Below are 26,998 nucleotides of genomic sequence, written 5' to 3'. Positions count from 1 at the left end.
GCTCGGTTTTTTATTAACTGTTGTAACTGTAAAAATTACAGCTCAGCGTTGTGGTAAACCTGCTGAACGTCATCACAGTCGTCAAGCATGTCTAAGAACTTCTGGAATTTCTCAGAATCTTCTTCAGCTACTGGCGTAGTTGTTTGAGGAACGAAAGTGATTTCCTCAACGTCTAGCGTTAGCTCTGGGAACGCAGTGTTTAGTGCAGTCTTCGTTTTGAAGAACTCAGTCGTTGGAGCGAATACAGTGATAACACCGTCTTCTAGCTCAACGTCAGTCACATCTACGTCTTCCATCATTAGCGTTTCTAGGATGATCTCGTCGTCTTCGCCTTTGAACTGGAATACAGCTTGGTGAGCGAACATGTGAGAAACAGTACCTTCAACACCGATCTTCGCGCCAGTTTTAACGAAACATTGGCGAACGTCTTGGAAAGTACGGTTGCCGTTGTCAGTTAGACAGTCAACGATTACGCTTGTGCCACCTGGGCCAAAACCTTCGTAACGAGCTGGTTGGAAGTCTTCACCGCCGCCGCCGTTCGCTTTATCGATCGCTTTGTCGATAACGTGAGCTGGTACTTGGTCTTTCTTCGCTTTAGCAATCAGGTGCTTAAGAGGTAGGTTCATGTCTGGGTCAGAGCTGCCGTTCTTAGCCAGTACGTAAATCTCTTTACCGTATTTAGAATAAACTTTAATTTTTGCGCCTGCAGTTTTCGCCATTGAGGCCTTGCGCACTTCAAAACTTCTTCCCATCGGGATCTTCTCTCTGATTCAATTAACGGTGCAAATTCTAGCAAATTACTGTGTCATTTCAATTCTACAGCACTGCTGGGCAAGGTTTGTCTGCGTTTATGCGACACCCATTACCCGTTTGTATTTTTCTACAGACTGATCAAACCAAGCCTTTTCTTCTGGGTCACCTAGCTTCATTGCTTCTTCAACAATGGCTTCAGGGCCACATTTCGCTTGCTTCAGTTTCCATACAAGAAACGATGCTTGCTTATCCAGTTCGATTTTATTTTTCTCGCTGGGTGGAAGGAGTGAAAGGTTGATAGACATTATTAGCCTTCGTCTGTAATACACTTGGCCGAGAAATATATCATAGAGCAGCCTCATAAAACCAATACTATGAGTAACAGAAAGGGTATATGAGACAAGAAACCAAGCAAGTCGCTGATGCAGGTCAAGCTAGTTTGGGAAAGTGCGTTTGGTGAAGAGCAACTAAAAAGTGAAAAGCAGAGTTTTGAAAGTTAGCTTGCTAAACAACAAAAAGGCGTTAAGGATCGATCGATAATGATTGATAGAATAAAATTGGACCCTTAGATATCTTCTGATTTAGTTCAATAGCTCTTTTTATATCTAACCGCTTTCCATAAGCTAGCACTTCTCTTGTAGCCTCAACATACCCTTCTAATAACTCTAACGATGCTTCCATTCCGAGAATATGGAGATTCATTCTAGCCTTACGCAAAGTTAGATTACTATTGAATGAATTTAGGTAAGCTGTTTTCAAAGAGCCGTCATCGACTTGATCTCTTAGATAATTCGCTAATGTAGTCGTATAAATCGCCATTAAATGCTCAAATTCTGCTACATCATTTGCAGTTTTCATTAACAGATCATTCCGCAGCTTTTGAGCGTCTTTCTTTTCGTCATTGTCGTTATTCAACTTTGTTAAAAGATAAGTTGATGCTGCACCAACTAAACCACCACATAATGTCCCTAATACAGGAAACCCAGACTTAACTATATCGTTATATAATTGTATTTCTTCATTTGTCATTGTATTTGCACATTTTAATAGTAGTAAAAAGAAGGAGCGAGATTTAACCTATAAGTTGGCTCGTTTAACAACCTTCTGTGGCTAAAGAACTGCCAACATTCTCAGCACCTTTAAGTATATAAATTGAAGTGAGCCCTACTCCGGCAACAGATAGCGCGTGCTTCTGCCACCAGAACCAGATTTAACTAAGCAGCCATGCTCAATCAAAGCGTTCAAATGACGTGTTGCTGTGGCGCTGCTCACCTTTGCTACTTTCTGATATTGACTGGCATTGATACCTTCTGAAAAATCACCATCGAGCATCCTATTCAGCACTTTTACTTGTTCTGCCGTAAGCTTGGTTTGATCGATGCTGCGCCAATAGTTAGTCTTATATACAGTTTGGTCGACCTCAGCGAAAACGCCTGTAAACGTCTCGTCTAACGTATCTAAGAACCACATCAACCATTCGCTAATATCGAGTTCCCCTTTCTGGGTTCGCTCCAATATCTCGTAGTAATGCTTGCGGTTAGCGAGAATCCCCACCGACATCGCATAGAAACGTACCGACTGCTGCTCGGCCTGTGCTAATGCCAAGTCGGTCAACAATCGAGTAATACGACCATTACCATCATCTAACGGGTGTAAGGTGATAAACCAAAGGTGAGTTATCGCAGCTCTAAGTAAGGGATCGAGTGTAGCGTCGGTAAGTGAATCATTAAACCATGTGATAAATGTATCTAGCTCAGCATCAAGAATGTCTCGGCTAGGTGCTTCAAAGTGCACGGTTGGACGATCAATTCTTCCTGATACCACTTGCATCGGAGCTTCACCTCGTAGCTGACCTCCGACTACAGGATTAAACATGGTGTAGCCTTGAGGAAACAGTCTATCGTGCCAATGTAAGATCCTATCAAGCGCTAGTGGCTCTGTTAGGTTCTGCACCGCATCCAACATAATTTCAGCTAGGCCATCGGTTTGTTCTGTCGTTGGAAAAGGTCGATCTTCACTGACACCGAGTTTATTGGCTAAAGAAGACCGGACCGAGAAAGCATTAAGCTTTTCTCCCTCAATCGCACTGGAATGGACTATGTTCGCTAATAAGGTGTCGAGCATGGTTTGGGATTGATCTGCCGACTGTGAGGTAATCTTGCCCAATAGAATGCCCTGATTAAGCCGTACTTCTCTTAACCTCACGCCTATTTTCTGATTATCCCAAACAAAGTTTGGCCAATTATCTTGCTGCCAAATCCACATATTACACCCCATGATGCGAAAGTATCACTTATTCAACTCATACTATGAGCTGTTTAAGGCAATTATTCAACTCACATTATGAGCCGAATAATGAGTTAATCGCATCACAGAGGTTGCAAGAGTAACTCCTAACCTACAAAACTATTCACTCACCGCGAACACATCGCAGCGTGAGGCGCAGATGAAGTCATTTTTGTGCAGGCCTTTGATTGAGTGGCTCCACCAAGTGACGGTGACTTTGCCCCACTCCAATAAGATCGAAGGATGGTGGAACTCTTCTTCTGCCAGTTCTGACACTATGTTGCTGAATGCCCTTGCTTGCTTGTAGTTCTTAAACTTAAACACTTTCTCAAGCTGCGGGATGCCGTCTCTTTCGATGATCTGCCAGTCTGACAACTCCAACAGTAAAGATTGTTGTTCATCTTCACTTAGGGCAATCGCGTCGATACTGCAGGCTTCGCATTTTTGTTCATTCAACATGTGTTGGTTCCTTAGGTTCAAAAAGTGGTGGTAGTAACCCCGCATCGATGGCGAGATCAGCTTGCTGTAATAGGTTTTCCTGACTGATTTTAAAGAGCTCAGATAGCTCGTCGATCACGTAATATTTCGGCTGCATGATGTCGATACGATAAGGCGTTCTTAAAACCGTTTGCAGAGCGAACCGCTCGCGAACGGCCAAATCCCCTCCCAACGCATACATAGTTTCCGCTGGAGACGAAAGAATGCCACCGCCATAGATTTTCAGTTGTTGGCCTTCTTTTACTAAACCGAACTCAACCGTAAACCAATACAAACGGGCAAGATAAGCGCGCTGTTTAGATGTGGCGGCTTGGCCTAGTTTTCCATAATGCTCAGTGAAAGCCGCGAAATCGGCATTAGTGAGCATGGCACAATGGCCGAAAATTTCATGAAAGAAATCAGGTTCTTGTAAGTAATCGAACTCGTCTCGCGTTCTCAGAAATGTCGCAACTGGGAATTTCTTATTGGCGAGCAAATCAAAGAATCGATCGAAATCGATCAATGCAGGCACAGGCTGAACTTGCCAACCGGTTGTTTCCATTAGCACTTTATTTATCTCTGGCAGCTGGGGAACTCTGTCTAATGGTAGATCCAGCAAGGTCAGACCGTGCAAATAGGCATCGCAAGCGCGGTCACTAATGACGTCCAGTTGCCTTTTCACCAAGTCGTGCCAAATGGCATCTTCTTCGAGGCTCCACTCAACCCATCCCTCTTGGCTCACGGGCTTAGAATGATATTGAGTCATTACACACCTCCTTTCGAATGTCTCACTTTAAGCCTATCTCCACTCCTTATAAGCGCCAATTTGCGCGATTTTTCGAAACAAGCGATCGTGTAACATTTTATTTACACAATTCCGCCAGACACTTATTTTGCTGAACTTTTGACTTTGTAAAACCTAAATACCAGACTGAAAACGTTAACTTTTTGTTAAAGGTGAAGGAATGCACGAAAGCAATAAGCCCATTTGGCAGCCAAGCGAGCAGCGTATCGCCAATGCCAACTTAACCCGATTCATCGATAGCCTTAAACAGTCTGGGTTAAACCTAGATAGGGACGTAAAAAACTATGCCGAACTCCACCAATGGTCTGTAGTTCAGCCGGAATCGTTTTGGCAAAACGTGTGGCAGTTTTGTGGAGTAGTCGGCTCACAAGACTCTATTAACAAGGCAGAAAGCGAGACCATCAAAGCTCAAGGTGGGAGCCGCTGGCAGCAGCCTAAATCGAACCGTGATGCGGTTTGGTTTCCCAATGCACAAGTAAACTACGCCGAGAACTTGCTGCGTTTGGCACACACCATGCCTGATGAGCTTGCGATTTGGTTTGAGAATGAACGTGGCGAACAACAGAGTTATACATGGGAAACCCTGTGTGAAGCTGTCTCTAGTGTTCAGCAATGGCTTGTCGATAGCGGAGTGAAACAAGGTGATATAGTTGCTGCGTATACTCCCTATCTGCCACAAACCGTGATAGCCATGCTAGCCGCCACCAGCTTAGGCGCGATTTGGACATCGACCTCGCCTGATTTTGGAGTAGAGAGTGTGATTGAGCGATTCGGACAGGTGAAACCTAAGGTGCTGTTCACCTGTGACGGTTACACCTTCAATGGCAAAACGTTCGATATGGCGGGCAAGAACCGTGAAATCATCGAACACTTAAACGAATTAAAACAGGTGTGTGAGATCGGTTATTTGAAACCGAGTAATGACTTAGAGAAGAGCGATTTAGAGAAGAACGAATTAAAGAAAAACAAAGTTAAACATGATGTGTCGATTCTAAGCTGGCACAGCATCATTAATCACTATCAGACAAAACCTCTTCGATTTACTCGTGTCGGCTTCAATGAACCGTTGTTTGTACTCTACTCTTCCGGCACCACAGGCAAACCCAAATGTATAGTGCATTCTGTCGGTGGCACTACCATCAACCACCTAAAAGAGCACCAGCTTCATTGCGATATTAAACCGAGAGATCGCGTGTTCTACTACACCACTTGTGGTTGGATGATGTGGAACTGGCACGTATCTGCGCTCGCGAGCGGTGCTTGTTTGGTGATCTTTGATGGTAGCCCGGTTTATCCGCAACCCAATGTACTGTGGGACTTGGCACAGCGTGCAGACGTATCGACATTTGGCACCTCAGCCAAGTATCTAGAAGCGATTGAGAAGGCAGAACTCTCGCCGATCGACAGTCACTCTCTTCCTCACTTAAGAACACTGTGCTCGACCGGTTCTGTGCTTTATCCAGAACAGTTCGATTACGTCTACAAACACATCAAGCAAGACCTGCATTTAGCCTCAATTTCTGGAGGGACAGATATTTGTGGCTGCTTTGTTTTAGGTAATCCCATCTCGCCAGTGTATCGCGGTGAGTGCCAACAGGCCGGGCTCGGCGTCGACATCAAAGTGTTCAATTCGTCTGGCCACAAGGTTAATCATGAACGTGGCGAACTGGTGTGTACAAACTCCCTACCCAACTTCCCCGCTGGCTTTTGGAATGACACCGGAGAGCGCTATCACAGCACCTATTGGGATAGGTTCGATAATGTGTGGCATCACGGTGATGAAGTCGCACAGAGCGTGCATGGTGGCTACCTGTTCTACGGTCGAGGCGACACCACCCTCAACCCCGGTGGGGTAAGAATTGGGACTGCCGAGATCTACCAGCAAGTGAACACCATTGACGGCATCATCGATTCGATAGCAGTCGGTAAAAACATCGACCGCAATGAACAGGTATGGCTGTTTGTTCAGCTGCAGCAAGGTGTGAGTTTAGATGAAAAGTTACTGACAGCCATCAAAAGCAAACTCAAATCCTCTTGTTCGCCAAGACACGTGCCAAGCCAGATATTTGCGATCAGCGACGTGCCAAAAACACGCTCTGGCAAACTGGTGGAGTTGGCTGTGAAACAGGTGATCAATGGCAAAAATGTAGAAAACCTCGGGGCTATCGCTAACGCCGAGGTTTTGGAAGAGATAAAGAGTGTTGTTTCGCTTTAGTGTTCCTATCTCAAAAAATCCAAACTAGAAGAAAGTAAAGTAACCAGTTATCTATGCGAAACCTGACGAATATCTGAGTTGATGTCATCAATAAGCTGTCTTGCTGATTCATCTCTTTGCTTCACTAATGCAATGAACAGCAAATCAGTAATAATGTTTTGAGCTGTTCGGGATGCTATCGATGAACTTCGGTATTGGCTTTCATCAGCAATCGTATCAAAGGATAAATCCGCGATGCTTCGAAGTTTACTTTTACGAGCGGAGGTAAGAGCGATGACCTTAACACCTTGCTCCTTTGCTGTTTCTGCGGCGATTAACACATCTTTTCTTTCCCCTGAAAACGAAATAACAACTTGGACATCTTGCGGGGTAAGCGTACGGGCTATCGCTATCTGAACGTGACTGTCTTGTTCTGCTAAAGCGGTAATGCCTAATTTCAGCAATTTAAAGCTAAACTCTTTTGCCGTGAGTGCTGAGCCTCCAATACCCACGACTTGCACTCTATTGGCACCATCTAACAGTCGAATAGCTTCCGTGCAGGTATCAAGTGACAGCGCATTGGTTGTCTGGATCATCGCATCGGTTTTTTCTTGCACAAGCTTTTGAGAAATAACGCTGAATGGGTCATCGGCCAGAATATTACTGTGCAGTGGGGTGGTTTGAATGGCGTGCTTTCGACCTATATCCTCCGTCAGCGCTAACTTGAATTCACTGTAGCCTTTAAAACCAATTCGCTGCGTAAATTTCACGATACTTGATTGACTCACGTTGGTCGCTTGCGCCAGTTCTTGGCTTGTCAATGAGGCTGCCTGTTCCACATTTGATGTTATCCAATCCGCAATTTTTCTCGCATTGGCAGAGAGCTGAGTACGACGGCTGACAATTTTATTCACGACTGACACATTTCACCTCGATTATTTTAGAATAAAATATTCCTAATGAAGAATAATTAATATTCAGTTCAAACCGCCAATTAAGTCGGAATGCCTGGGATTTAGTATAAATTTATCACAATTATTCCACCTAAATCACCACTTCAGAATAACTCTAACTGTGATTTTTATCACTCAAACGGAATATTTTATTCTTTAGTATCGCCCTCAGTTTGTATTGGGTAAGAGAACAAGTAATGAAGATCGATTTGAACCGTTTGGTTACAGAGAGCCGCAATCCTGCAAGCGCAGACATTGATAAGCTATCAACAATTGACATGCTAGCCGTCATCAACAAAGAAGACCAACGTGTTGCGTTAGCCGTAGAAGAAGTCCTTCCTCACATTGCAAAAGCCGTTGACGCGATCACAAGTGCTTTTGCAAAAGGTGGCCGATTAATCTACATCGGCGCTGGCACTTCTGGGCGCTTAGGCATTTTAGATGCAAGCGAATGCCCACCGACTTATGGCACGAGCCCTGAACAAGTCATTGGCGTTATTGCTGGCGGGCACCAAGCCATCTTAAAAGCTGTAGAGAACGCGGAAGATGATCCTGCGCTCGCACAAGCAGATTTAAAATCGTTGGCGCTAACAGAGTCAGACGTAGTCGTCGGAATAGCCGCGAGCGGTCGAACTCCATATGTGTTGGGTGGCCTCACCTATGCTCGATTCATCGGAGCGACCACTGTGTCAATTTCATGTAACCCCGGATCTCCAATGGCAAATTCCGAAGACATTGCGATTACTCCAGTTGTCGGCCCTGAAGTGGTGACTGGGTCATCAAGAATGAAGGCCGGTACCGCTCAGAAATTGGTTCTCAATAAGTTGACCAGCGGCGCCATGATCCGCAGTGGGAAAGTGTTTGGAAATTTGATGGTTGATGTAGAGGCGACCAACGCCAAACTCGTCCAACGTCAAATCAACATTGTTATTGAAGCAACCGGAGTTGACAGCAAACACGCTGAATATGCGCTTAACGCTTGTAATAACAACTGCAAAACCGCAATTCTCATGATTTTGGCTGGCATCAGCGCCGAAGAAGCCTGTGCACGACTCAATAAAAGCGGTGGTTTCATCCGAACTGCACTCGCCGACGAATAATTAAATTCAGTTATAAAAGGTAATTCAAATGGCAAAAATAACGCCTACCATGATTGAAGCTTTACTGTTGGCCGTTGGCGGCAGTGGCAACATTCGTAAATGTGGGAACTGCATGACCCGCTTACGTTTAGCCCTCGTAGACATCAATCAAGCGTCTCTGGATACCATCAAGAAAACCCCAGGCGTTCTGGGTGTGGTAGAGAGTGACGAACAACTTCAGATCATTCTTGGGCCAGGTAAAGCGCAACAAGCTTCTGAGCTGATGAACAGCTTGATGCTTGAGCAGCCTGAAGCGACCGTAAAACAAACTAATGCAGAGGAAGATTTGTCTACGGTTGCGGCTGAACAAAAAAAGCAAATGAAGAGCAAGCAAACCAGTGGAGTACAGCGATTTCTTAGTAAGTTCGCTACCATCTTTACCCCCTTAATCCCTGGCTTTATCGCGGCGGGTCTGTTGCTTGGTTTTGCAACCTTACTTGAGCAGACCTACATTATCGATCAAGAACCAAGCAAGTCGCTGTTAGACCTTGTTGCCTACATGAAAGTATTTGGTACCGGCCTTTTTGCCTTTTTGAGCATTCTGATTGGCTATAACGCCCAGCAAGCCTTTGGCGGCTCTGGCGTTAACGGGGCGATTCTGGCTTCACTGTTCGTCTTGGGATATGACCCAACCGCCACGTCCGGCGTCTACTCAGGGATGAATGAGTTTTTCGGATTCTCTATCGACCCGCGTGGCAACATCATTGGGGTATTACTCGCGGCAATCACCGGTGCTTACGTAGAGAAACTGGTTCGAAAATACATGCCCGATGACCTCGATATGATCCTAACGTCTGTCGTCACGCTTCTCATTATGGGCGCGGTCACCTACTTGTTGATCATGCCGATTGGTGGCGAGTTGTTCAAAGGCATGTCTTGGTTATTCCTTAACTTAAACGACAACCCATTTGGTGCCGCTTTACTGGCTGGCCTATTTCTTATCTCTGTCGTGTTTGGTATTCACCAAGGGTTTGTTCCTGTCTATTTTGCACTTATGGAAGCGCAAGGCTTTAACTCTCTGTTCCCAATCTTGGCGATGGCGGGTGGCGGTCAGGTCGGCGCGTCAATGGCGTTGTACTTCAAAGCCCAAAAAGACTCTCTTCTTCGCACTCAAGTCAAAGGGGCTATTGTGCCTGGTTTGTTGGGTATAGGTGAGCCGCTGATTTACGGCGTCACACTTCCACGAGTAAAACCGTTTGTTACCGCTTGTATTGGCGGTGCAGCAGGCGGGTTCTTTATTGGATTGGTCTCTTACTTAGGGATGCCAGTCGGTTTAAATACAGTGTTTGGCCCATCGGGTATCGTCGCTGTGCCATTAATGACTTCTAACAGCGGTATTTTTGCAGGGATGGCGGTGTTTGTTATTGGTCTTCTTATTTCGTATGTCGTGGGTTTCTTTGCTACGTACATGTTTGGTTCCAAAAACGTTGATTTAACTTAGGTAAAAGCAGTGATGAAATTGAATAAGATCATTTTGAGTACAGCAGTATTGTCTGTTGTGGGTTGTTCGAGTGGCATGAATAAATTCAGTAATCAAGACCTAGAGCAGTACCAGCAACAACCAGAAAAATACGCTGAAAGCGTCGTAAGTACGATGAATAACAGAGAGTTAATCGGTCAAACATTGATGATGGATTTTCGCTCGTGGGGCAAAGACCCATACACCGATGAAGAGATCCCTGTAACTCGAATTAACCATGACATAAGCTCGATGATCACCGACTACCATATCGGCGGTGTAATTCTATTTCGCCAAAATCTAGTGAATTCGAATCAAATCGTCGAGTTCACTGATGCCTTGCAAGAGGCGAGCAGTAACCTACCTCTTCTCATCGCGACTGACCAAGAAGGCGGTTACGTCACTCGATTGCAGAATGGCACAGAGATGCCAGGAAACATGGCGCTAGCTGCCTCTGGTGACGCGAACAATGCTTACGTTGCTGGCAAGATTCACGGCTCAGAGCTGTCCGCTTTAGGCATTAACTACAACTTCGGCCCTGTGGTTGATGTCAATGTGAACCAGAACAACCCGATCATTGGTGTGCGCTCGTACAGCAGCAATGTTGATGTGATCAATGAAATGTCTACCGCCTACATGGATGGTATTCATGAAGCTGGCGTGATCAGTGCACTGAAGCACTTTCCTGGGCATGGCAACGTGAGCGTCGATTCACACTACGATTTACCAGAAGTCAGCTACTCACGAGAAGAGTGGGAAGCGATCGACCTCGCTCCATTTAAGTACGCGATTGAGCACGGTACCGATTCCATAATGTCAGCGCACGTGACGCTACCAAGCGTGGATGACACTATGATCCAAGCGACCTTAAGTGACAAAGAAATGCTAATCCCTGCAACGTTCTCCAAACCTATTTTGACTGGGGTTTTACGTGACAAAATTGGCTTTGATGGGCTAATTGTGACCGATGCGCTCGATATGGGGGCCATCGCTGACAACTTTGATCGCAACTACGCAGTTCACGCTTCACTTTACGCCGGTGCTGATATTGCTTTGATGCCGCTTCAAATTACCAACCGAGATGAAATCAAACAGTTGGAAAGCCTATTTGTCTACCTAGAAGACAAAATGGAAACCAATCCAGAGTTCCTTGAGCGTATGAAAGAAGCCGCAACTCGCGTTATAAAGAAAAAGCTTCAAATGGGTCTGGTTTACCAAACCACAGACAAACAGTTTGCCATCGACTCAGTAGGCTCTGAAGCGAACAAACTTGAAGAGAAAAAGGTCGCTGATGCATCAATCACGCTTATTGAAAACCAAAATAATGTATTGCCTGTCGATCCAAGTGAAGACAGCAATATCCTAGTTATTTCTGATGAAGATAGCCGCAATGCACTTGTAACCAAGTACCTGAACGTTGTGAAACAAGAGACAGGTAATCACCCAATGTTCATTAGCGAGCAGAAAGCGGCATTAATGGAAGATAACTTAAATGAAAATGAGCTTCGTAGCACCATTGTAAAGTCCGATCTGATTATCATGTCGACATACAACCTAATGGGCCACGCGGCAAATGCTCAGAAAATCGTAGATATCGCGAACGCTGAAGGCAAAAAACTGGTGATGATTTCAACGCGTAATCCTTACGACATTGCCCATGTAGACGGTGTACAAGCGAACATCGCTATTTACGGTATCACAGGGTTCGACGTGACCAACAATGACCGCAATTCACTTGAAGCAAACATTAGCTCTGGTATTCGCACCTTGTTTTTAAACCCTCAAACGGGACTGCCTCTGAACGCACCAACAGGAACTCTTCCAGTAGATGTAAAAAATGACAACGGTGACGTTATTTACCCATTCGGCCATTCAGTGAACTACCAATAATTCGTCCTAGGAATAATAAAAATGATAAATAAAAAGTCTGGAGCTACCCTACTAGCACTGCTTCTACCTAGTCTCGCGCTTGCGACTGAAGACAACGCCGTAAAAGTTGAAACGGAAGAGCTAACCCAAAACTTTACCTCTGAGTGGAACGTTGCGTCGAACATTTACATGGAAATGGAAAAGTTTGAAGGGCACAGAGACCCTGATGGCAATGCAGTGATAGACAAACTCACCCCAGTCGCACAGCTATTCATTAATAGCCCTAACTCCAAATGGAGCTATTTTCTTGAACATAAAGTGGCGCGCCGTTCGATCACTGAGGATCTAAATAACACAGATAACTCGTTTCAACGAAACCGTACTCAGATTGGTGCGACTCGTAACTTAGTTCGCAACGATGATGTGGTCTTTAATCTGAACGCTACATACCGAAAAGAATCTAACGACTCTGCACCGGGAACAGATGCTCGTGGCAGCCACAACCTGTACTGGATAATGCCTAGTGGTGAGTTTAAGATCACCGATAAACTCTCATTCTCTTACTGGGATGCGTTTTACTACTATGATCGCTTCGTAGGAGAGAACGATTACGAGTGGGAAGCGGAGCATGGTTTTGCGTATAAACACAGTGATAGTTTCACAGCAAAAGTCTACCTATACACCGATTGGACTTGGGATAACGACCAAAACAAGAACTGGGAACAAAACCAGATTCGTGGGTACTTCCCAACTAAAATTAATGACAAATGGAGCGTGATGCCTTATTTCCGCTACTTCATCAACGAGAAAATCTATGATGCGTCAAACAACTACAACGTCGTCAATGAGACAGACGACGGGCTGCGTTTAGGTTTGAATATCGACTATAAACTGAGCCCTAAATCAACGTTGTGGGTAGGTATGGCTTACGAAGAAACCAAGTGGGATGAGTCTAAGTCTGCGGGCCTAACCAGTGGTTCAGACAACAGCCAGAAATTCTATCTAGCTCAAGCGGGTTGGAAGTATAAGTGGTAACAGCTTGATTATATTTTCGATGTAACAACATACCAACCGGAGGCGCGTTCTCCGGTTGGTATACTAATGATCATGACTTCTCCCGTTTCATTGATACTAATCTGCACCAATAAAACTGCACACTCAATCAAGCGACTTTCCAATACGTGAAGATATTCGTATATTGCTAAATGAGCAATCAGGCTAGAACAGAATAGTCCAAAAACGGTTTTGGTAGCGTAAGGGAAAAGTATTTGCGTTTACATCAGTGAATCTACATGGAATCATTCGCATCCGCTTGATTCTCTGGCATCGCCTCAATAAAAGCAGGTAACTGATTGCACGCTTCGACAATTGAGTTAATCAGCGGATAAGGTGACATATCAACGCCAAAACGCAGCGCGTTATACACCTGTGGCACCAAGCAAATATCGACAATGCATGGTGAATCGGTGAGGCTATACACCGAATCACCGTGTGCTTTTCTGTGCTTTGCCAGTTTCTCTTCTAGAGCACGGAAACCTTGGTTCATCCAATGATGAAGCCAGTCCATTCTCGCCTCTTGCTCGCAAGACAATTCTCGCTCCAAATACTGCAACACGCGCAGGTTGTTCAGAGGGTGAATTTCTATCGCAATATCCTGAGCCATAGCCAACGCTTGATAACGCAGCGGTGTTTGCTCTGGAATGAGCGAGGAGTCAGGGCTGCTCTCACACAAATAGTGTTCATCGAGATATTGAAGAATAGCCAGTGACTGATTGAGTTGAACTTCACCATCCACCAGCACCGGCACTAATTCACTGGCATTGAGTTCGCGATATTGTGGATCATGCTGCTCGCCGCCATTACGCACCAAATGGACCGATTTAGACTCATAGTTGAGTTGCTTTAGGTTTAATCCAATACGCACCCGATAGGCAGCCGAAGAGCGCCAGTAACCGTAAAGTATAATGTTCTTGTTCACGATGCTCTCGCTCATACTGAAACCCTATTACGTGGATTATAGCGCTCGATACTGGCTCACTTTTTGGTCTATCGCGCCAAAAATGGAATCACCCGCCGCATCAAGCATCTCAAGCTTGATCGAGTCACCAAACGACATGAATTGAGTCGACGGTTTACCATCACGAATCGTCTCTATCATGCGTACTTCAGCAATACATGAATATCCCACACCACCTTCAGAAATCGAGGTGCCATGGTCAGTGCCTTGCTTATTAGAAACCGTGCCCGAACCTATGATCGCCCCTGCCGACAGTGGTCGAGTTTTCGCAGCATGCACAACCAACTCAGCAAAATTGAAAGTCATATCCACACCAGCATTTGGACAACCAAAAGGTGTGTCGTTGTAGGTTGAAGTCAGTGGCAGGTGCACTTTGCTCCCTTTCCACTGTTCACCCAGCTCATCGGGCGTAACAGCAACCGGAGAGAACGCTGAAGAGGGCTTGGATTGGAAGAAACCAAAGCCCTTAGCGAGCTCAGCCGGAATCAAACCACGCAGCGACACATCATTCACTAACATTAGCAAACGAATCGAATCATGCGCTTGCTTGGCGCTGGCTCCCATTGGCACATCTCCGGTGACAACCGCAACTTCACCCTCGAAATCGATACCCCATTCGTCACTGGCAAATTCAATGTTGTCACGTGGCCCAATAAAGGCATCTGAGCCGCCTTGATACATAAGCGGGTCAACCCAGAAGCTTTCTGGCATTTCAGCACCACGAGCCTTACGCACCAGCTCAACGTGGTTTACATACGCGCTGCCATCTGCCCATTGATAAGCGCGTGGCAGAGGCGATTCACAATATTGAGGCGCAAACACTTCACTGCCCGTCACATGCCCGCTGTTTAACGAGGTGTATAACTCTTGTAACTGAGGCGCAACGCTTTCCCAATTATCCAGAGCGACTTGCATGGTTGGCGCCAGATGCATCGCGTGGAAGATTTCGGTGGCAGCTACACATTGTTTAAGATCTTTACTTACGACCATCAATAGACCGTCGCGAGTGCCATTTTTCTTGGTTGCTAATTTCATCCTTGTCCCTTACTTCTTATCGTCAGCCATGGTTTGAGAACCTGTCTCTTGCAAACCAGTGTCTTGCCAACTGTAGACATATTCTTTGTTCTCAACGCTATCGAGTTCATCAGAGAACTGCAGCGCGTGGCGAGTATCGATCATCACCGCGACTTCATCAGTGAACTTTTTCTTATACGCTTGCCCTGCCTTAAAGGCTTTTGGGTGAGGCCCATGCGTGAAGCCTGCAGGGTGGAAGGTCACCATGCCCGCTTCAATGTTATCGCGGCTGAAGAAGTCACCAGCGTGATAGAACAGCACTTCATCGTAGTCGTCATTGTTGTGATAGAACGGCACTTTCAATGCACCTGGATCGCTCTCAATCGGGCGTGGTACAAAGGTGCACACCACAAAGCCTGCGCCAACAAACGTCGTATGCGCAGAAGGTGGCAAGTGGTAGCGATGCGACATCAGCGGTCTGATATCGCGCCAATTCACTTTCACCACCGCTAAGTCGCCATGCCAGCCAATTGCATCCAATGGGTTGAACGGATAGGTGATCACGCTGACTTTGTCGTGACGCTTCACCTGAACCTGAGTCTGGTTTTCTGAATACTGAGCGCGGAATTGATCATTGATAGAAGGGATGTCGAGCACAGCAGGATCAAACACCGCGTGATTGCCGACCATGCCTTTCTCTGGCAAGGAGTAAGCCGCGTCTGTGTTCTCTATCATCAAGATGAACATCGGCTCGCTTGGCTCTAAGCGCCAATTGGTCGAGCGCGGGATCATCACATAATCCCCTTCACTCACCGCTAGATGACCATAGTCACAATAGAGATCGGCGCTACCTTGGTGAATGAACAGCAGCTCATCCCCGTCGGAATTACGTACCAAGAAGTCCATCTTCTCGTCCATGCGCCACACGCGGATTTTGCAGTCCGCATTGTGCAAAAGATGAGGCACCGCCCAAGGGGTTATCTGGCTGGCTTTTTCCACCAGCGTAAAATCAAAAGCGCGAGGGCGTAAATCACCTTCCCACTCCGACCAACCTGTTGGGGCATGTTGGTGATGAAAATGAGCGGCAGGGCCGAAGAATCCACTTCGGCCCGCCTCTCGCTCATAAATTGCCTCTTCGGGGAAGTCGGCATGCGCTTGTTTAGAGCACACCCCCTCCCGATGAGGAAACGAGATCCATTTATGCATCGTCTAATACTCCTCGACGAATCTGGTCCTCTTCAATCGATTCAAACAGCGCCTTGAAGTTGCCTTCGCCAAAGCCTTCGTTGCCTTTACGCTGAATGATTTCAAAGAACACAGGCCCGATTACTGTCTGCGTGAAAATTTGCAGCAAGATGCCGTCTTTGGTCGGCGCGCCATCAATCAGAACGCGTAGGTCGCGCAGCAGATCGGTATCTTCACCGTGGCCTTTCACACGATCATCAACTTTCTCGTAGTAGGTGTCTGGTGTTGGCATAAAGTCCATGCCGCGATCACGCAGAGTCTTCACGGTTTTGTAGATATCATCGGTGGCGAGTGCGATGTGTTGGATACCTTCGCCGTTGTATTCACGAATGAACTCTTCAATTTGTGATTTGTCGTCTGAAGACTCATTGATAGGGATACGGATTTTGCCACATGGCGAGGTCATGGCTCTGCTCACAAGGCCTGTCAGCTTGCCTTCAATGTCGAAGTAGCGAATCTCGCGGAAGTTACCGATGCGCTCATAAAACCCAGACCATACATCCATATTGCCTTGTTTCACGTTGTGCGTGAGATGGTCGATTTCATACAAGCCAACATTGGCTTCGGCCATGCGCTGTTCCGCATCGTCATAGAATCGGAAATCGACGTCATAGATGCTCTGCTTGCCATAACGATCCACAAAATAGAGCAGGCTTTCACCGATGCCGTAAATGGCAGGAATACTCAGCTCCATCGGCCCTATTTCTGTTTTGTACTCTTCACCGCCGCCCTTAAACGCTTGTTCCATTGCAGCTGTCGCTTCGTTGACACGAAAAGCCATGCCACAGACCGATGGCCCATGCACTTTAGCGAACGCTTCCGCTTGGCTGTGCGGTTGTTCATTAACGATGAAGTTGATGTCACCTTGTCGATACAGCCAAGCCTCTTTTGAGCGATGCTTGGCGACCTCAGCAAAACCAAGTGACACAAACAGTGCTTTAAGTTGCTCAATTCCCTTGTGGTCAACGGCCGTGTATTCAACAAACTCGAATCCATCCGTGCCAAGCGGGTTGTATGACTCCACCATGAACTTTCTCCTTGTACCTATTGGTTTTGTATTACGTGATTTTTGTCCTTAATTAAATTTCGCCCACAAGCGGAAATAATGGAATGGATGGAGGAAAATGGGCAATTTCGATGAAACCCCATCAATTTGTAAAATAATTGTTACACACAAACCATCACAACAGGAAAGTGAGTGCTATCAAGGGATTGAAAGATAGTGGTTTGATTTACAGCAAAGCAAGAGATGTTACTTAACTGTTACAAGTGATTTTTTTGGCTAAAGCAGAAAGAGATAAGTGTATGTTGAACGTAAAAAGAGCATCACAAAACAGGTGATGCTCTTTTAAAAAGCTTCATATCCCAGCGGTATTCTTATGGGACGAAGTATCAAACCTAACCCATTACTTTAATGGTTGACGGTCAAATAGAGGTTGTTTCTCTCGTGAGCACGTCATCAATTTAGGCAATCACAGAACGAGACTTTTTCAAGCGAACTGAAAGCACGGACATTAAACTGATAAGCACCAATAGCCCGGTACCGGCACCACTACGTTCAACATCTTCAGCGCTATCATCACTTCTTTCAGCAATGTCTTCACTTGTTGCTCCAGATATCGGGATAAGTTTTACAGCCACTACCCTCTCGTCACCTACTCCATCATTACAATAAGCAAAGTGTGCGGTTGAATCATAAGCCATAGAAGAGGAGCTACTTTCACTCGCAAAACATTGTATTGCCGTCCCTGAGATAACACCCGCGTCATTAATGTCGGTTGCGTCCAATATTCTAAAGTGGTTGTTGGCATCACTGTCGTCACCACCGTTAGTTAGGTCGTCTAACCACCAAGCTTGATCATTATATCTTGCACGTCTATCAGCATCGGTACCAGTGTCGTTATAAGGGAAAATGAAGCCGCGATGCCTTCTTTCATGTCCGTCTACTTCAGCGTGAGTTTCGGCGTCAACATAGCCAACGATTTCATTGTAGCTGTTGATCTCACTTGCTTTTCCCTCTGCACTGTCAAAGAAAATGTCTTCACCTAAACTTGCGAAGAATGTGGCTGTTGGCGTTGTGTCATTCGCATCAGCGACGAACATACGATTATCAGACACACGATCCGACGGATAATCACCATCTCTTTTTGCATAACCAATAACCATCATGTTTTCATTAATATCTGTTGCGACAGAATTACTGTGGATGTATGAATCACTCACTTCTACCGTCGCATTAGCGATAAATGTCGTCGTCCAAGCATTTTCCGAAACGCTGAAATTTGACGTACTGCTTGGCCTAAACACAGCAGCCTGCATAAGAAAGTTATCAGAATCATCTAGCTCTGTATTGTAACCAACTAAAACAGGATAAGAGCTATATGTCCCTCTAGATGAAATCGTTGCAGCCCTCACACTCGCCTGTGCTGAAGCTTCATCATCGTTGTAAGAGTAATAGGTCGAACTGGTTTCCCAATCAGATACTGAGAAACGGTTTCCATCATCATTGGGGCCATTCGCATCGGTTATATTCCAGACAAAAGCTCGATTAGCAAAAGCAAAGTTCTGACACTCTGGATATAAAGCAGGCTCAATATCTTCATCGATACAATTATCTAGATCCTCTGCATCACTGTCGGATGTGTACGGAGAATCATAATCTTTATACTCATCACTGTAATAAAAAGTCGCAACGGACGCACTTCCGACCACATAGCTTTCTCCTCCATAACTGAAAGAATCAAAAGCCATCGTTCTTCCCATTTGGGAGATTATATTCGCTTCGCCGTCAGCATCGCTGATCGTAATGCTGGTATCGGCTTCAGGTTGGAGAACCGTAAATTCAGTGCCTGTATCGTAGTAACCACGCTGCCTATACAACTGAATATATTGGTTGTTATAGCTGTAATAACCACTGCTGGTGTTACCAAGAACAAAACCATTCTCGTCAACTTTAGTGATCACCTTCTCCTCTGTTCCATCAACAAAGGAATAACTATAACTGCTCACATCAGGTGGATTACTGCCAACATCAGGGATATCACTTAACGAATAAGAGTCATAGAAAGCCGTGGAATTCGTCTGATAGCTCAGCTCGTAATATGCATCACGCTCATTTCTCAAGCCTCCAATGCCTGCATCCTCATCGCCATACCACAACAAAGAACTCCAAGCTTCACAAGTCGCGTAGCCAAGTTCACTTGTGCAGTAGCTATAGATATCGTCATAATCCAAATAGTAGAACGTGTTATCGATACCAAAGGGGACCTCCTCTTTAAAGGAAAAACCTGGTTCTGCATTTTGAGCTTCCCCTGCGAATGCGTAGTCGGTGTCACCACAACTGGTACTAAAGCAATCCGTTGTACCAAGCTCTGGTTCAACTGCGACCCCGTACACCGATTCCGTTTCTACTGGTGATTCCTCCAAAACCACCCTATAAAGCGCAGCGTTACTATAAGAAGCAACCAACAACGTAGAAGAGACAACGACTGATTTTTTTACCATTGCCTTCATTCTACGGCTCCTAAAAAATAATCCATTTCAATACCAACGATAGCTTTCTGCCTTTATTGCTAAAGGCATTAAATTCATGAGTTCAATAGTGGACTAGGATAAAAATAGAAAATGTGGAAACTATGTAGAAACAATGGAGGTTTAAACAACCTGACTTGATGGGCTAATGATCTGATGCTCTTATAAAGTTAAGCGCTAACTTTCATCTCCTAGATTTATCCATTTTCTCTGCTAATTTGATCGCTAACCTATTTGCGTCAAAGAAATACACTTATATTTGGTTACGAATAGGAATTAAATTATGAACAAAATCACGACAGCATTACTTTTACTGACATCGACATTCGCGCTTCAAGCGTGTGCTGAAAGCCGTGAAGGTCCAAGAGAAATGCCAAGTTTTGAAGAAATGGATGCAAACGGTGATGGCGAGTTACAATTAGAAGAGCTCAGAGGTCCACTCGCCGATGACTTTGATAAACTAGACGCAGATGGAAGCGGTGGTCTATCGGAAGAGGAAGTTCCGCCACCACCACCAAGACGTCAATAATGGTTAGAGGGTTATCCTAAAATAGTGATAATTCAATGCGAGCTGATGGGGTATAGCACCCTGTCAGCTCGCTATTCATTTCTAACAAAAGAGTGCTTATACATGGCCTAAGATGAATAAAGAAATCAATGTCCATATTTCCCACACGATCGAGGGCTAATATTGGTTTATCTCATTTTATTGTCTTAACTCACTCTATCGTCTTAATTCACTTTAATTTCTGGAGAGAACGTGCGCATATCAATTTTCACCAAACTGTTTGTTTCAATACTAATGGTGTGCGTGACCATGCTCTTTGTACTGACCTATTTTATTAACTCCAGTTTTCAAAGAGGGCTCCAAGATTTCACAAATAATAATGAGATTGCCCTAGCTCAAGAACTCGCCAATAACTTAAAGCAATATTACTCACCTTCCGAAAAGTGGAGGCGGCTAGAGCGTGAACCACATTTAATCGCCAGTAGCATTGGCGGCCCCTCACGACCACATCCTCGTGACAGACACCCATCGCCACCACCATTAAGAGAGCCGGAAGCGCCAGGCCTTCAACCTATTTGGCAACGACTCAACATTTTAGATCAAGACGGGCGAGCCATAATTGGACCGCCTGAAAACCTACATCACCTTGAAGATGGTCAGCATCAAGCGCTAGTCGAAATAACACTGGATGATCAAGTTATTGGGTATATCTCCATCGTCCAGATGGATGAAATATCAGGGCCTTTAGCAGAAAGCTTTTTCAAACAACAAACGACGCATGTAAGCACTATCGCATCGATTACCGTGTTACTTTCATTCCTTATCTCTTTGTTTCTTGTTAGGCGATTTTTGAAACCATTGCGTGCTTTGTCGAAAGGTGCCAAATCTATCGAAAATGGCGATCTCGATTTCTACATTAAAAAAAGCGGCAATGATGAATTGTCTGATCTCATCGGAATATTCAACGGTGTTGTCGAGACACTAAGAAAACAGAAAACACTTAGAGAACAGTGGTTATCAGATATTTCACATGAACTTAGAACGCCTATCACCGTGCTTAGAAGTGAACTAGAGGCGCTACAAGACGGTATTCGATCACCTGAACCAAAATACATCGACTCGTTACATCAACAAATCATCACGTTGGGTCAACTCGTTGAGGATCTTCACCAACTCTCCCTGTATGACATCGGATTTAACCTCAATGTTAAAAACAACGTTGATATACATAAACTGATTGATTCTGTGATCGTTCAAAACTCGATCCGTTTAGAACAAAAAAACATCACATTAACAAAGCACTATGACCATTCGGCCCCACTGTTTACCTCGTGTGATGAGAGATTACTGACACAACTGTTTGTGAATCTGTTGGAAAATAGCGCACGATACACTAGCGATAATGGGCATGTATCGATAGATGTTACCGACATTAGTGATAGTATTATTATCAACGTTGAAGACAGTGATCCAGGTGTACCTGATGCATCACTTCCGCGTTTGTTTGAGAGGCTTTACCGCGTTGATAAATCGCGCAGTCGCTCAAGTGGCGGTTCTGGGCTTGGCTTATCTATCTGTAAAAATATCGTTGAAGCGCACCAAGGACACATTACTGCCGACCACTCAGAATTGGGTGGACTACGAATCATCATAGCGTTACCAAAGGAAATAAAATCGTGATCTTAGTCGTCGAAGATGAGCCTGCATTAGCAAGTGTACTGTGTGAGTACTTAGAGCACTCTGGCCTTGAAAGTCATCATATTATCGATGGTAATCTTGTCATTGACTGGGTAAAACAAGCATCGCCTAAACTCATTATTCTCGACCTAATGCTACCCAATCGAGACGGGTTGGATATTTATCGAGAGCTGAGAACGTTCAGTGACATCCCAGTGGTTATGGCGACAGCCAAGGTCGAAGAGATTGATCGACTCGTTGGGCTTGAACTGGGTGCAGATGATTATATATGTAAGCCGTACAGCCCGAGAGAAGTGGTTGTGAGGGTGAAAAATATTTTGCGCCGTTCCAACAAGCCCCAAGCCACGTCAACAACGAACGCCATTGATATTGATGAATTGAGTATGACCGCCGTCCTATGTGGTATTAAGCTAAGTTTAACGCCAGCTGAGTTTCGGCTTTTGCACCTTCTCTATCAAAATGTTGGCCGCATTTATAGTCGCGATCAATTGATTGATAAAATCTACGACGATAGAAGAGTGGTCAGTGATCGCACTATCGATAGCCATATTAAAAACTTACGCAAAAAAATGGTCTCGATAAATGAAAAATGTGACTACATTAAATCCATTTACGGGATAGGTTACAAACTAGAAATAGAATAATACGAATCAAAAAGCCGCTGTAGTCAGCGGCTTGATGAGTTCTAGAACGAACCTAATTCGAATATCAGAATCGCGTTAATCCCAGTTGAGAATCGACCAATTCGGTTGATCGGCCAGTGCTTTCAAACGCGGACATGGGTTCACCAGATAGGCAAAGTCAGCGTGTTCACACAAAGGTAAGTCGTTGATTGAATCCGTATAAAAGTGAATGTCTGAGTAGTTGGTTTCTTGATTGTCTAACCACTCTTTTAAACGCGCTACTTTGCCTTCACGGTAGCTTGGTACACCTGAGATTTGAGAAGTAAAACGACCTTGGTTTTCAATCAAATCAATACCGAGTGCGTTCTCAATACCAATCTTACGGCCGACCGCTTCCACTAAGAAAGTGACGCTGGCAGAGATGATCAACATATCGATATCATCATTCTCTAGCTGCTCAATCAAAGGTTTCGACTGTTTGAACTGCCTAGGTAAAATATGCTGCTCGACACACTCTTCGACCAAGGCGGTGACTTGCTCTGTTGGCATATCCGCCAGTGGCTGCATAGCGAACGTGAGGTAATCTTCCATGTTCAGCTTACCTTCCGAATACTGGCCCATTAAGCGCTTATCTTCTTCAATAAAGTTGGGGGCAGTGGCAATGCCCTTTTCAACCAAGAACTCATTCCAGAGCATCGCTGCATCGGCATTGATCAGCGTTTCGTCCATATCAAATACATACAAAGGTTTGAACATCTTAGGCTCTCACAGGTTGAATTTCGTTTAGGTTAAATAGGAGTTCAAGTTGGCTGCCGTTTGCCAACAGTCGCTCAGAGGAGCGGTTAAGTAAATCGACGGTTAATTCACATTCATCAACGTCCACTTGGTAGCGAATCACGTTACCCAGCAGCTGGTGGTTGCGAATGGTGCCCGTTTTCGGCGCGGAGATATGCTCGCCATACTGTCGGCCTTGCTCTTTAACGTAGATAGATTCAGGGCGAATCGCCACTTTCCATTCGGTTTCAATATTAAACAGTTGTTTAGCCTTGTTCGCTTGCACCAGATTGTAGTGCCCCATGAAGCCAGCAACAAACTCATTGGCAGGTTGAGTGTAGATCTCTTCGGGTGTGCCTGCTTGTACGATCTCACCTTTATTCATCAAGAAGATGCGGTCAGACATGATCATCGCCTCTTCTTGATCGTGGGTCACGAAGATCGTGGTCAGGTTCATCTCTTTTTGAATATCTCGGATCTGTTGGCGTAGGTGCTTTCGGATCTTCGCATCCAACGCTGAAAGTGGCTCATCGAGCAATAGAATACGCGGCTTGACCACCAAGGCTCTAGCTAAGGCGACTCGCTGACGCTGTCCGCCCGATAGCTGATGCGGGTAGAATTTCTCTTTGCCCGTTAAATCCACCAGCCCAATCACTTTCGCGACTTCGCGTTTAATCTCGTCAGCAGCAAGCTTTTTCATCTTGAGGCCAAACGCAATGTTGCCCTCAACCGTCATGTTCGGGAACAGTGCATAAGATTGAAACACCATGCCGATGCCACGCTGTTGTGGCACTTGGTGAGTAATCTCTTCACCGTTGACCCAGATCTCGCCACCATCAACAGGATTCAGGCCAGCCAAGCTGCGCAGTAGAGTCGATTTACCACAGCCACTTGGGCCAAGCAGAGTAATGAATTCGCCCTTCTCGATGGAAAATTCAATATCTTCAAACACCGTGTTGTCACCAAAGCTTTTGGTAAGGTTTTTCGCATTTACATAGCTCATTATTTTGTTCCCTGGCTGAAACGACTTGCCAACCAAGTCAGTAAGAAAATAAACAGGAAGTACGTCATCACTAGGGCTGACGTGAAGTGGCCGCTGGTTTGACGCATGTTGTATAGGTAGATTTGCAGTGTCTCGTAACGTGTACCCACCAAGATGTTGGCGAACACGAACTCGCCCAATAGGAACGAGAACGACAAGAACAATGACGCCATTAAGCCTTTCTTAAGGTTTGGCAGAATAATCAACAAGAACGCCTTGGTGGTACTTGCACCGAGCAGATGTGCTGCATCCATCAAGTCATGCAAGTTAATCGCTTCAAAGCTGTTGGCAATCGCGCGGTACATGAATGGCAGCGCGATGGTGAAGTAAGTACCAATCAAGATCCACGGTGTGCCTATCAGTGAGATTTCGCTGTCTGCATACAGCTGAAGCAAGCCGACTGACGACACTACTGGCGGCACCGCGAACGGCAATAAGATCAGGATGTTCATCACCTTGTCGAGCTTCGGGAAATAGTAAAACACCACGAAAATCGCAGGCAGAACCAACACCACACTCAATGACAGCGCCGCCACACAGATAAACAGGGAACGACCAAAGGCTTGTAAGAAGCGAGGATCGGTCAGCAGGTTGATATACCAATCTAACGTGAAACCATCTGGCAGGATCGTTGCGCCCCATCGAGAAGAGATCGAGTAAATAAAGGTCGCTAAGATCGGGATCATCATGATGCCGACAATCGAATAGACAACCGTTTTATGAAAGCGAGTATTTACGGTGTTCATTACTTTCTCTTCCCTGCGTAGCTTTTGCTGATAAGCCATTGGTTAATCACGGTGATGAAGGCCAGCATCGCCATCAGAATCACTGAAATTGCCGCAGCTAGGTTTGGTTCTAAGAACAAGTCGCCCGATACCAAGCTCGCGATTCGAATCGTAATCACGTTGTAGTTGCCCGAGGTCAACGCATACACGCTCGCGTAGGCGCCAATCGCATTTGCAATCAAGATGATGAAGGTGCCGAACAAGGCAGGAGACAGCACAGGCAGCGCTATTTTGGTCCAGTACTGCCAAGTTTTCGCACCAAGCAATGCCGAAGCGGCTTGCCAATTGTCACTCAAGGCATCAAACGCTGGATACAGCAATAAAACCGCTAACGGGATCTGGAAGTAGATGTAAATCGCTAGCAAACCCCACTTACCGTACAAGTCAAAATCACCCAGTAATCCATACTGCTTGAGCAATAAGGTGATCGCACCGTTGGTGCCCAAGATGATGATGAAGGCGAACGACAAAGGCACACCAGAGAAGTTGCTGCTCATATTGGTAAACGCGATCACCGCATCGCGGATTTTAGAATCAACACGGCGCAATGAAGAGACCAACAGAGTCGCAATCGCCAAGCCAACAATGCTCGACCAAATCGACAACCATAAACTGTTGCCAAAAGCCTGCATCATGAAAGCAGAATCGAATATTTCAGAATAGTTTTCGAGAGAGAGCTCATCGTCATAGAAGAAGCTGTTGATCAGCACCCAAACCATAGGTGCCAGTTGGAACAGGTAGAAGAACAGCGCGAAAGGCGCAAGCCACAAAGCGGGCTTGAAGCGTTGAAACAAAGATTTGGTTTTGGGTTTAAGCGCAGAGCCATCGCTCTGCGTGATTACAGAACTGCTCATAGGGCCAACAATTCCTGAGTGTAAGATTTATCGTGTTCAAGGTTGAGTAACTGACAGACGCTGCCGCAGATATCAGTCTGTTTCACTGAACATTCTTGGTGTGTAAACTTATCGCCAATCACAAAGAAAGGCACTTCACGCTCTTCAGGCAGAATGCCACCATGAGACAAGTCATTGTTCATGCCGTGGTCACTGGTGATGATCACCTGATAACCATCGTCTACCCATTTCTCAAGATAGTTTGATAGGTAGATATCCGCGCCACCTGCACTATTGCGGTACTGGCGAGAATCCAACCCATGCTTATGTCCCATATCGTCAATGTTCATTGGGTGAATCAGTAAAAAATCAGGCTGATGAGTCACGCGCAGGTGCTCGGCATCCAAGAACAAGGCTTCATCTGGGTAGTGATCCCAGTGGTAGAAACAGCCATGTTGAATGTTCATGGTCTCATCGTTGGTAAAGCGGTCACGCACAGCATCAAATGGCGCTCGGTTATATAACTCGCTCACCCAATGGTAAGCCGCAGCTGCCGTCACTTTGTTCTGCGACTTCGCCAAGCTAAATACCGACTCGTGATTCGATAAACGCACGATTTGATTGTTGACGATGCCACTCTCGACAGGGCGAGCACCGGTCAGAATGCACTCATACAGTGGACGTGACATAGACGGCAGCTCGCACTGCACAGGGTAAAGCGTGGCGCGCAGCTTATTTTTTTGCGTGCTCTGCGAAGTACTCTGTTTATTGTACGAATCGCTCTGTTTATTGTACGAATCGCCTTGGTTGCTGTGCATATCGCCCTGTTTTGTCTGCAAATCGCTTAGTTCTAGAAGACCGTTCAGGTAGCCCATGCAATCACGGGCTACCTGATAGTTCAGTCCATCTAGAACAACAAGGATAACCTTATTGCTCATGGTCTATTCTCTATTGCTTGTTTCTAAAAGCCACCTATTGAAGGTGGCGTGTTAA

At 45.5% G+C, this 26,998-nt stretch carries 25 protein-coding genes; 8 read left to right on the top strand and 17 right to left on the bottom strand.

All coding sequences use genetic code 11. The features are described 5' to 3' along the window. Positions 1–35: 35 nt before the first annotated feature. The 6 genes from AB4507_RS01640 to phhA all read right to left on the bottom strand — a co-directional run bounded on the left by AB4507_RS01640 (position 36) and on the right by phhA (position 4,282). Positions 36–752 carry a YebC/PmpR family DNA-binding transcriptional regulator gene (locus AB4507_RS01640; protein WP_017057670.1) on the bottom strand — a complete coding sequence of 239 codons (717 nt, stop codon included), beginning with the start codon at positions 750–752 and terminating at the stop codon, positions 36–38. 96 nt (positions 753–848) lie between these two features. Next, positions 849–1,058, bottom strand: coding sequence for a DUF3283 family protein (locus tag AB4507_RS01635; RefSeq protein ID WP_004732615.1), 210 nt, complete (start codon positions 1,056–1,058; stop codon positions 849–851). 217 nt (positions 1,059–1,275) lie between these two features. Next, positions 1,276–1,782: a hypothetical protein gene (locus tag AB4507_RS01630; RefSeq protein ID WP_017066729.1), complete on the bottom strand. Its 507-nt coding sequence runs from the start codon at positions 1,780–1,782 to the stop codon at positions 1,276–1,278. 135 nt (positions 1,783–1,917) lie between these two features. Continuing rightward, complete coding sequence (locus AB4507_RS01625) at positions 1,918–3,018, bottom strand: Fic family protein (RefSeq protein ID WP_137001624.1); 1,101 nt, start codon at positions 3,016–3,018, stop codon at positions 1,918–1,920. A gap of 141 nt (positions 3,019–3,159) precedes the next feature. Beyond that, positions 3,160–3,498: a 4a-hydroxytetrahydrobiopterin dehydratase gene (locus AB4507_RS01620; protein ID WP_372182114.1), complete on the bottom strand. Its 339-nt coding sequence runs from the start codon at positions 3,496–3,498 to the stop codon at positions 3,160–3,162. Next, positions 3,488–4,282: a phenylalanine 4-monooxygenase gene (gene phhA / locus AB4507_RS01615; protein ID WP_372182113.1), complete on the bottom strand. Its 795-nt coding sequence runs from the start codon at positions 4,280–4,282 to the stop codon at positions 3,488–3,490. The genes AB4507_RS01620 and phhA overlap by 11 nt, the downstream gene beginning before the upstream one ends. Positions 4,283–4,481: 199 nt before the next feature. On the opposite strand from phhA, the gene AB4507_RS01610 reads away from it, so the two are divergent. After that, positions 4,482–6,536, top strand: a complete 2,055-nt coding sequence (locus AB4507_RS01610) for an acetoacetate--CoA ligase (RefSeq protein WP_372182112.1) — start codon at positions 4,482–4,484, stop codon at positions 6,534–6,536. Positions 6,537–6,583: 47 nt separating this feature from the next. On the opposite strand, the gene AB4507_RS01605 is transcribed toward AB4507_RS01610, so the two are convergent. Continuing rightward, positions 6,584–7,438: an SIS domain-containing protein gene (locus AB4507_RS01605; RefSeq protein ID WP_017065115.1), complete on the bottom strand. Its 855-nt coding sequence runs from the start codon at positions 7,436–7,438 to the stop codon at positions 6,584–6,586. A 227-nt stretch (positions 7,439–7,665) separates the two neighbouring features. On the opposite strand from AB4507_RS01605, the gene murQ reads away from it, so the two are divergent. The 4 genes from murQ to AB4507_RS01585 are packed head-to-tail and all read left to right on the top strand — an operon-like array spanning position 7,666 to position 12,970. Beyond that, the gene (gene murQ / locus AB4507_RS01600) at positions 7,666–8,568 is read left to right on the top strand and encodes an N-acetylmuramic acid 6-phosphate etherase (RefSeq protein ID WP_136982536.1); all 903 of its coding nucleotides are present in this window, start codon (positions 7,666–7,668) and stop codon (positions 8,566–8,568) included. A 28-nt stretch (positions 8,569–8,596) separates the two neighbouring features. After that, positions 8,597–10,048: a PTS N-acetylmuramic acid transporter subunit IIBC gene (gene murP / locus AB4507_RS01595; protein ID WP_017065117.1), complete on the top strand. Its 1,452-nt coding sequence runs from the start codon at positions 8,597–8,599 to the stop codon at positions 10,046–10,048. Between the two features lie 12 nt (positions 10,049–10,060). Continuing rightward, positions 10,061–11,956, top strand: a complete 1,896-nt coding sequence (locus AB4507_RS01590; protein ID WP_372182132.1) for a glycoside hydrolase family 3 protein — start codon at positions 10,061–10,063, stop codon at positions 11,954–11,956. 21 nt (positions 11,957–11,977) lie between these two features. Next, positions 11,978–12,970, top strand: coding sequence for an OmpG family monomeric porin (locus AB4507_RS01585; protein WP_136982537.1), 993 nt, complete (start codon positions 11,978–11,980; stop codon positions 12,968–12,970). A gap of 253 nt (positions 12,971–13,223) precedes the next feature. On the opposite strand, the gene maiA is transcribed toward AB4507_RS01585, so the two are convergent. The 5 genes from maiA to AB4507_RS01560 form a co-directional block, all read right to left on the bottom strand. Continuing rightward, positions 13,224–13,928: a maleylacetoacetate isomerase gene (gene maiA, locus AB4507_RS01580; RefSeq protein WP_372126681.1), complete on the bottom strand. Its 705-nt coding sequence runs from the start codon at positions 13,926–13,928 to the stop codon at positions 13,224–13,226. A 21-nt stretch (positions 13,929–13,949) separates the two neighbouring features. Then, positions 13,950–14,987, bottom strand: a complete 1,038-nt coding sequence (locus AB4507_RS01575) for a fumarylacetoacetate hydrolase family protein (RefSeq protein WP_372182111.1) — start codon at positions 14,985–14,987, stop codon at positions 13,950–13,952. A 9-nt stretch (positions 14,988–14,996) separates the two neighbouring features. Next, complete coding sequence (locus tag AB4507_RS01570) at positions 14,997–16,172, bottom strand: homogentisate 1,2-dioxygenase (RefSeq protein WP_372182109.1); 1,176 nt, start codon at positions 16,170–16,172, stop codon at positions 14,997–14,999. After that, complete coding sequence (hppD, locus tag AB4507_RS01565; protein ID WP_372099560.1) at positions 16,165–17,238, bottom strand: 4-hydroxyphenylpyruvate dioxygenase; 1,074 nt, start codon at positions 17,236–17,238, stop codon at positions 16,165–16,167. The genes AB4507_RS01570 and hppD overlap by 8 nt, the downstream gene beginning before the upstream one ends. Positions 17,239–17,675: 437 nt before the next feature. Then, the gene (locus AB4507_RS01560) at positions 17,676–19,724 is read right to left on the bottom strand and encodes a DUF3466 family protein (protein ID WP_372182108.1); all 2,049 of its coding nucleotides are present in this window, start codon (positions 19,722–19,724) and stop codon (positions 17,676–17,678) included. Between the two features lie 301 nt (positions 19,725–20,025). Between AB4507_RS01560 and AB4507_RS01555 the strand changes: the two genes are divergently transcribed. The 3 genes from AB4507_RS01555 (at position 20,026) to AB4507_RS01545 (ending at position 22,592) form a co-directional block, all read left to right on the top strand. Continuing rightward, positions 20,026–20,271, top strand: a complete 246-nt coding sequence (locus AB4507_RS01555; protein WP_017072318.1) for a hypothetical protein — start codon at positions 20,026–20,028, stop codon at positions 20,269–20,271. A gap of 288 nt (positions 20,272–20,559) precedes the next feature. After that, entirely contained in the window at positions 20,560–21,930 is a 1,371-nt protein-coding gene (locus AB4507_RS01550; RefSeq protein ID WP_017061238.1) for an ATP-binding protein, read from the top strand. Next, on the top strand, positions 21,927–22,592 hold the full coding sequence (locus tag AB4507_RS01545; protein ID WP_017094156.1) for a response regulator: 666 nt from the start codon (positions 21,927–21,929) through the stop codon (positions 22,590–22,592). The genes AB4507_RS01550 and AB4507_RS01545 overlap by 4 nt, the downstream gene beginning before the upstream one ends. Before the next feature lie 75 nt (positions 22,593–22,667). Here the strand turns inward: AB4507_RS01545 and AB4507_RS01540 are convergent, their stop codons facing one another. From AB4507_RS01540 to AB4507_RS01520, 5 genes are read right to left on the bottom strand one after another with little or no spacing between them, the layout of a single operon-like run. Further along, positions 22,668–23,327, bottom strand: a complete 660-nt coding sequence (locus AB4507_RS01540) for an HAD family hydrolase (RefSeq protein ID WP_372112024.1) — start codon at positions 23,325–23,327, stop codon at positions 22,668–22,670. Between the two features lies 1 nt (position 23,328). Then, entirely contained in the window at positions 23,329–24,348 is a 1,020-nt protein-coding gene (locus AB4507_RS01535) for an ABC transporter ATP-binding protein (protein ID WP_017078395.1), read from the bottom strand. Next, a complete protein-coding gene (locus AB4507_RS01530) occupies positions 24,348–25,133 on the bottom strand; it encodes an ABC transporter permease (protein WP_004732591.1) in 786 nt (261 codons plus the stop codon). The genes AB4507_RS01535 and AB4507_RS01530 overlap by 1 nt, the downstream gene beginning before the upstream one ends. After that, positions 25,133–26,026, bottom strand: a complete 894-nt coding sequence (locus AB4507_RS01525) for an ABC transporter permease (protein WP_372182107.1) — start codon at positions 26,024–26,026, stop codon at positions 25,133–25,135. The genes AB4507_RS01530 and AB4507_RS01525 overlap by 1 nt, the downstream gene beginning before the upstream one ends. Next, positions 26,023–26,943: an alkaline phosphatase family protein gene (locus AB4507_RS01520; RefSeq protein ID WP_372182106.1), complete on the bottom strand. Its 921-nt coding sequence runs from the start codon at positions 26,941–26,943 to the stop codon at positions 26,023–26,025. The genes AB4507_RS01525 and AB4507_RS01520 overlap by 4 nt, the downstream gene beginning before the upstream one ends. Positions 26,944–26,998 lie beyond the last annotated feature (55 nt).

It is taken from the genome of Vibrio sp. 10N.222.54.A3, from assembly GCF_041474095.1.
Lineage (GTDB): Bacteria > Pseudomonadota > Gammaproteobacteria > Enterobacterales > Vibrionaceae > Vibrio > Vibrio crassostreae_C.
This window is presented reverse-complemented; position numbering and strand designations above follow the sequence as displayed.

Coding starts and splice junctions, on each gene's coding strand:
- hppD (WP_372099560.1), bottom strand. CDS start 17,238: ATGGTGGAGTCATACAACCCGCTTGGCACGGATGGATTCGAGTTTGTT.
- AB4507_RS01540 (WP_372112024.1), bottom strand. CDS start 23,327: ATGTTCAAACCTTTGTATGTATTTGATATGGACGAAACGCTGATCAAT.
- murQ (WP_136982536.1), top strand. CDS start 7,666: ATGAAGATCGATTTGAACCGTTTGGTTACAGAGAGCCGCAATCCTGCA.
- AB4507_RS01575 (WP_372182111.1), bottom strand. CDS start 14,987: ATGAAATTAGCAACCAAGAAAAATGGCACTCGCGACGGTCTATTGATG.
- AB4507_RS01635 (WP_004732615.1), bottom strand. CDS start 1,058: ATGTCTATCAACCTTTCACTCCTTCCACCCAGCGAGAAAAATAAAATC.
- AB4507_RS01555 (WP_017072318.1), top strand. CDS start 20,026: ATGAACAAAATCACGACAGCATTACTTTTACTGACATCGACATTCGCG.
- AB4507_RS01610 (WP_372182112.1), top strand. CDS start 4,482: ATGCACGAAAGCAATAAGCCCATTTGGCAGCCAAGCGAGCAGCGTATC.
- AB4507_RS01520 (WP_372182106.1), bottom strand. CDS start 26,943: ATGAGCAATAAGGTTATCCTTGTTGTTCTAGATGGACTGAACTATCAG.
- AB4507_RS01640 (WP_017057670.1), bottom strand. CDS start 752: ATGGGAAGAAGTTTTGAAGTGCGCAAGGCCTCAATGGCGAAAACTGCA.
- phhA (WP_372182113.1), bottom strand. CDS start 4,282: ATGACTCAATATCATTCTAAGCCCGTGAGCCAAGAGGGATGGGTTGAG.
- AB4507_RS01525 (WP_372182107.1), bottom strand. CDS start 26,026: ATGAGCAGTTCTGTAATCACGCAGAGCGATGGCTCTGCGCTTAAACCC.
- AB4507_RS01630 (WP_017066729.1), bottom strand. CDS start 1,782: ATGACAAATGAAGAAATACAATTATATAACGATATAGTTAAGTCTGGG.
- AB4507_RS01625 (WP_137001624.1), bottom strand. CDS start 3,018: ATGTGGATTTGGCAGCAAGATAATTGGCCAAACTTTGTTTGGGATAAT.
- maiA (WP_372126681.1), bottom strand. CDS start 13,928: ATGAGCGAGAGCATCGTGAACAAGAACATTATACTTTACGGTTACTGG.
- AB4507_RS01590 (WP_372182132.1), top strand. CDS start 10,061: ATGAAATTGAATAAGATCATTTTGAGTACAGCAGTATTGTCTGTTGTG.
- AB4507_RS01535 (WP_017078395.1), bottom strand. CDS start 24,348: ATGAGCTATGTAAATGCGAAAAACCTTACCAAAAGCTTTGGTGACAAC.
- AB4507_RS01560 (WP_372182108.1), bottom strand. CDS start 19,724: ATGAAGGCAATGGTAAAAAAATCAGTCGTTGTCTCTTCTACGTTGTTG.
- AB4507_RS01530 (WP_004732591.1), bottom strand. CDS start 25,133: ATGAACACCGTAAATACTCGCTTTCATAAAACGGTTGTCTATTCGATT.
- murP (WP_017065117.1), top strand. CDS start 8,597: ATGGCAAAAATAACGCCTACCATGATTGAAGCTTTACTGTTGGCCGTT.
- AB4507_RS01620 (WP_372182114.1), bottom strand. CDS start 3,498: ATGTTGAATGAACAAAAATGCGAAGCCTGCAGTATCGACGCGATTGCC.
- AB4507_RS01585 (WP_136982537.1), top strand. CDS start 11,978: ATGATAAATAAAAAGTCTGGAGCTACCCTACTAGCACTGCTTCTACCT.
- AB4507_RS01570 (WP_372182109.1), bottom strand. CDS start 16,172: ATGCATAAATGGATCTCGTTTCCTCATCGGGAGGGGGTGTGCTCTAAA.
- AB4507_RS01550 (WP_017061238.1), top strand. CDS start 20,560: ATGCTCTTTGTACTGACCTATTTTATTAACTCCAGTTTTCAAAGAGGG.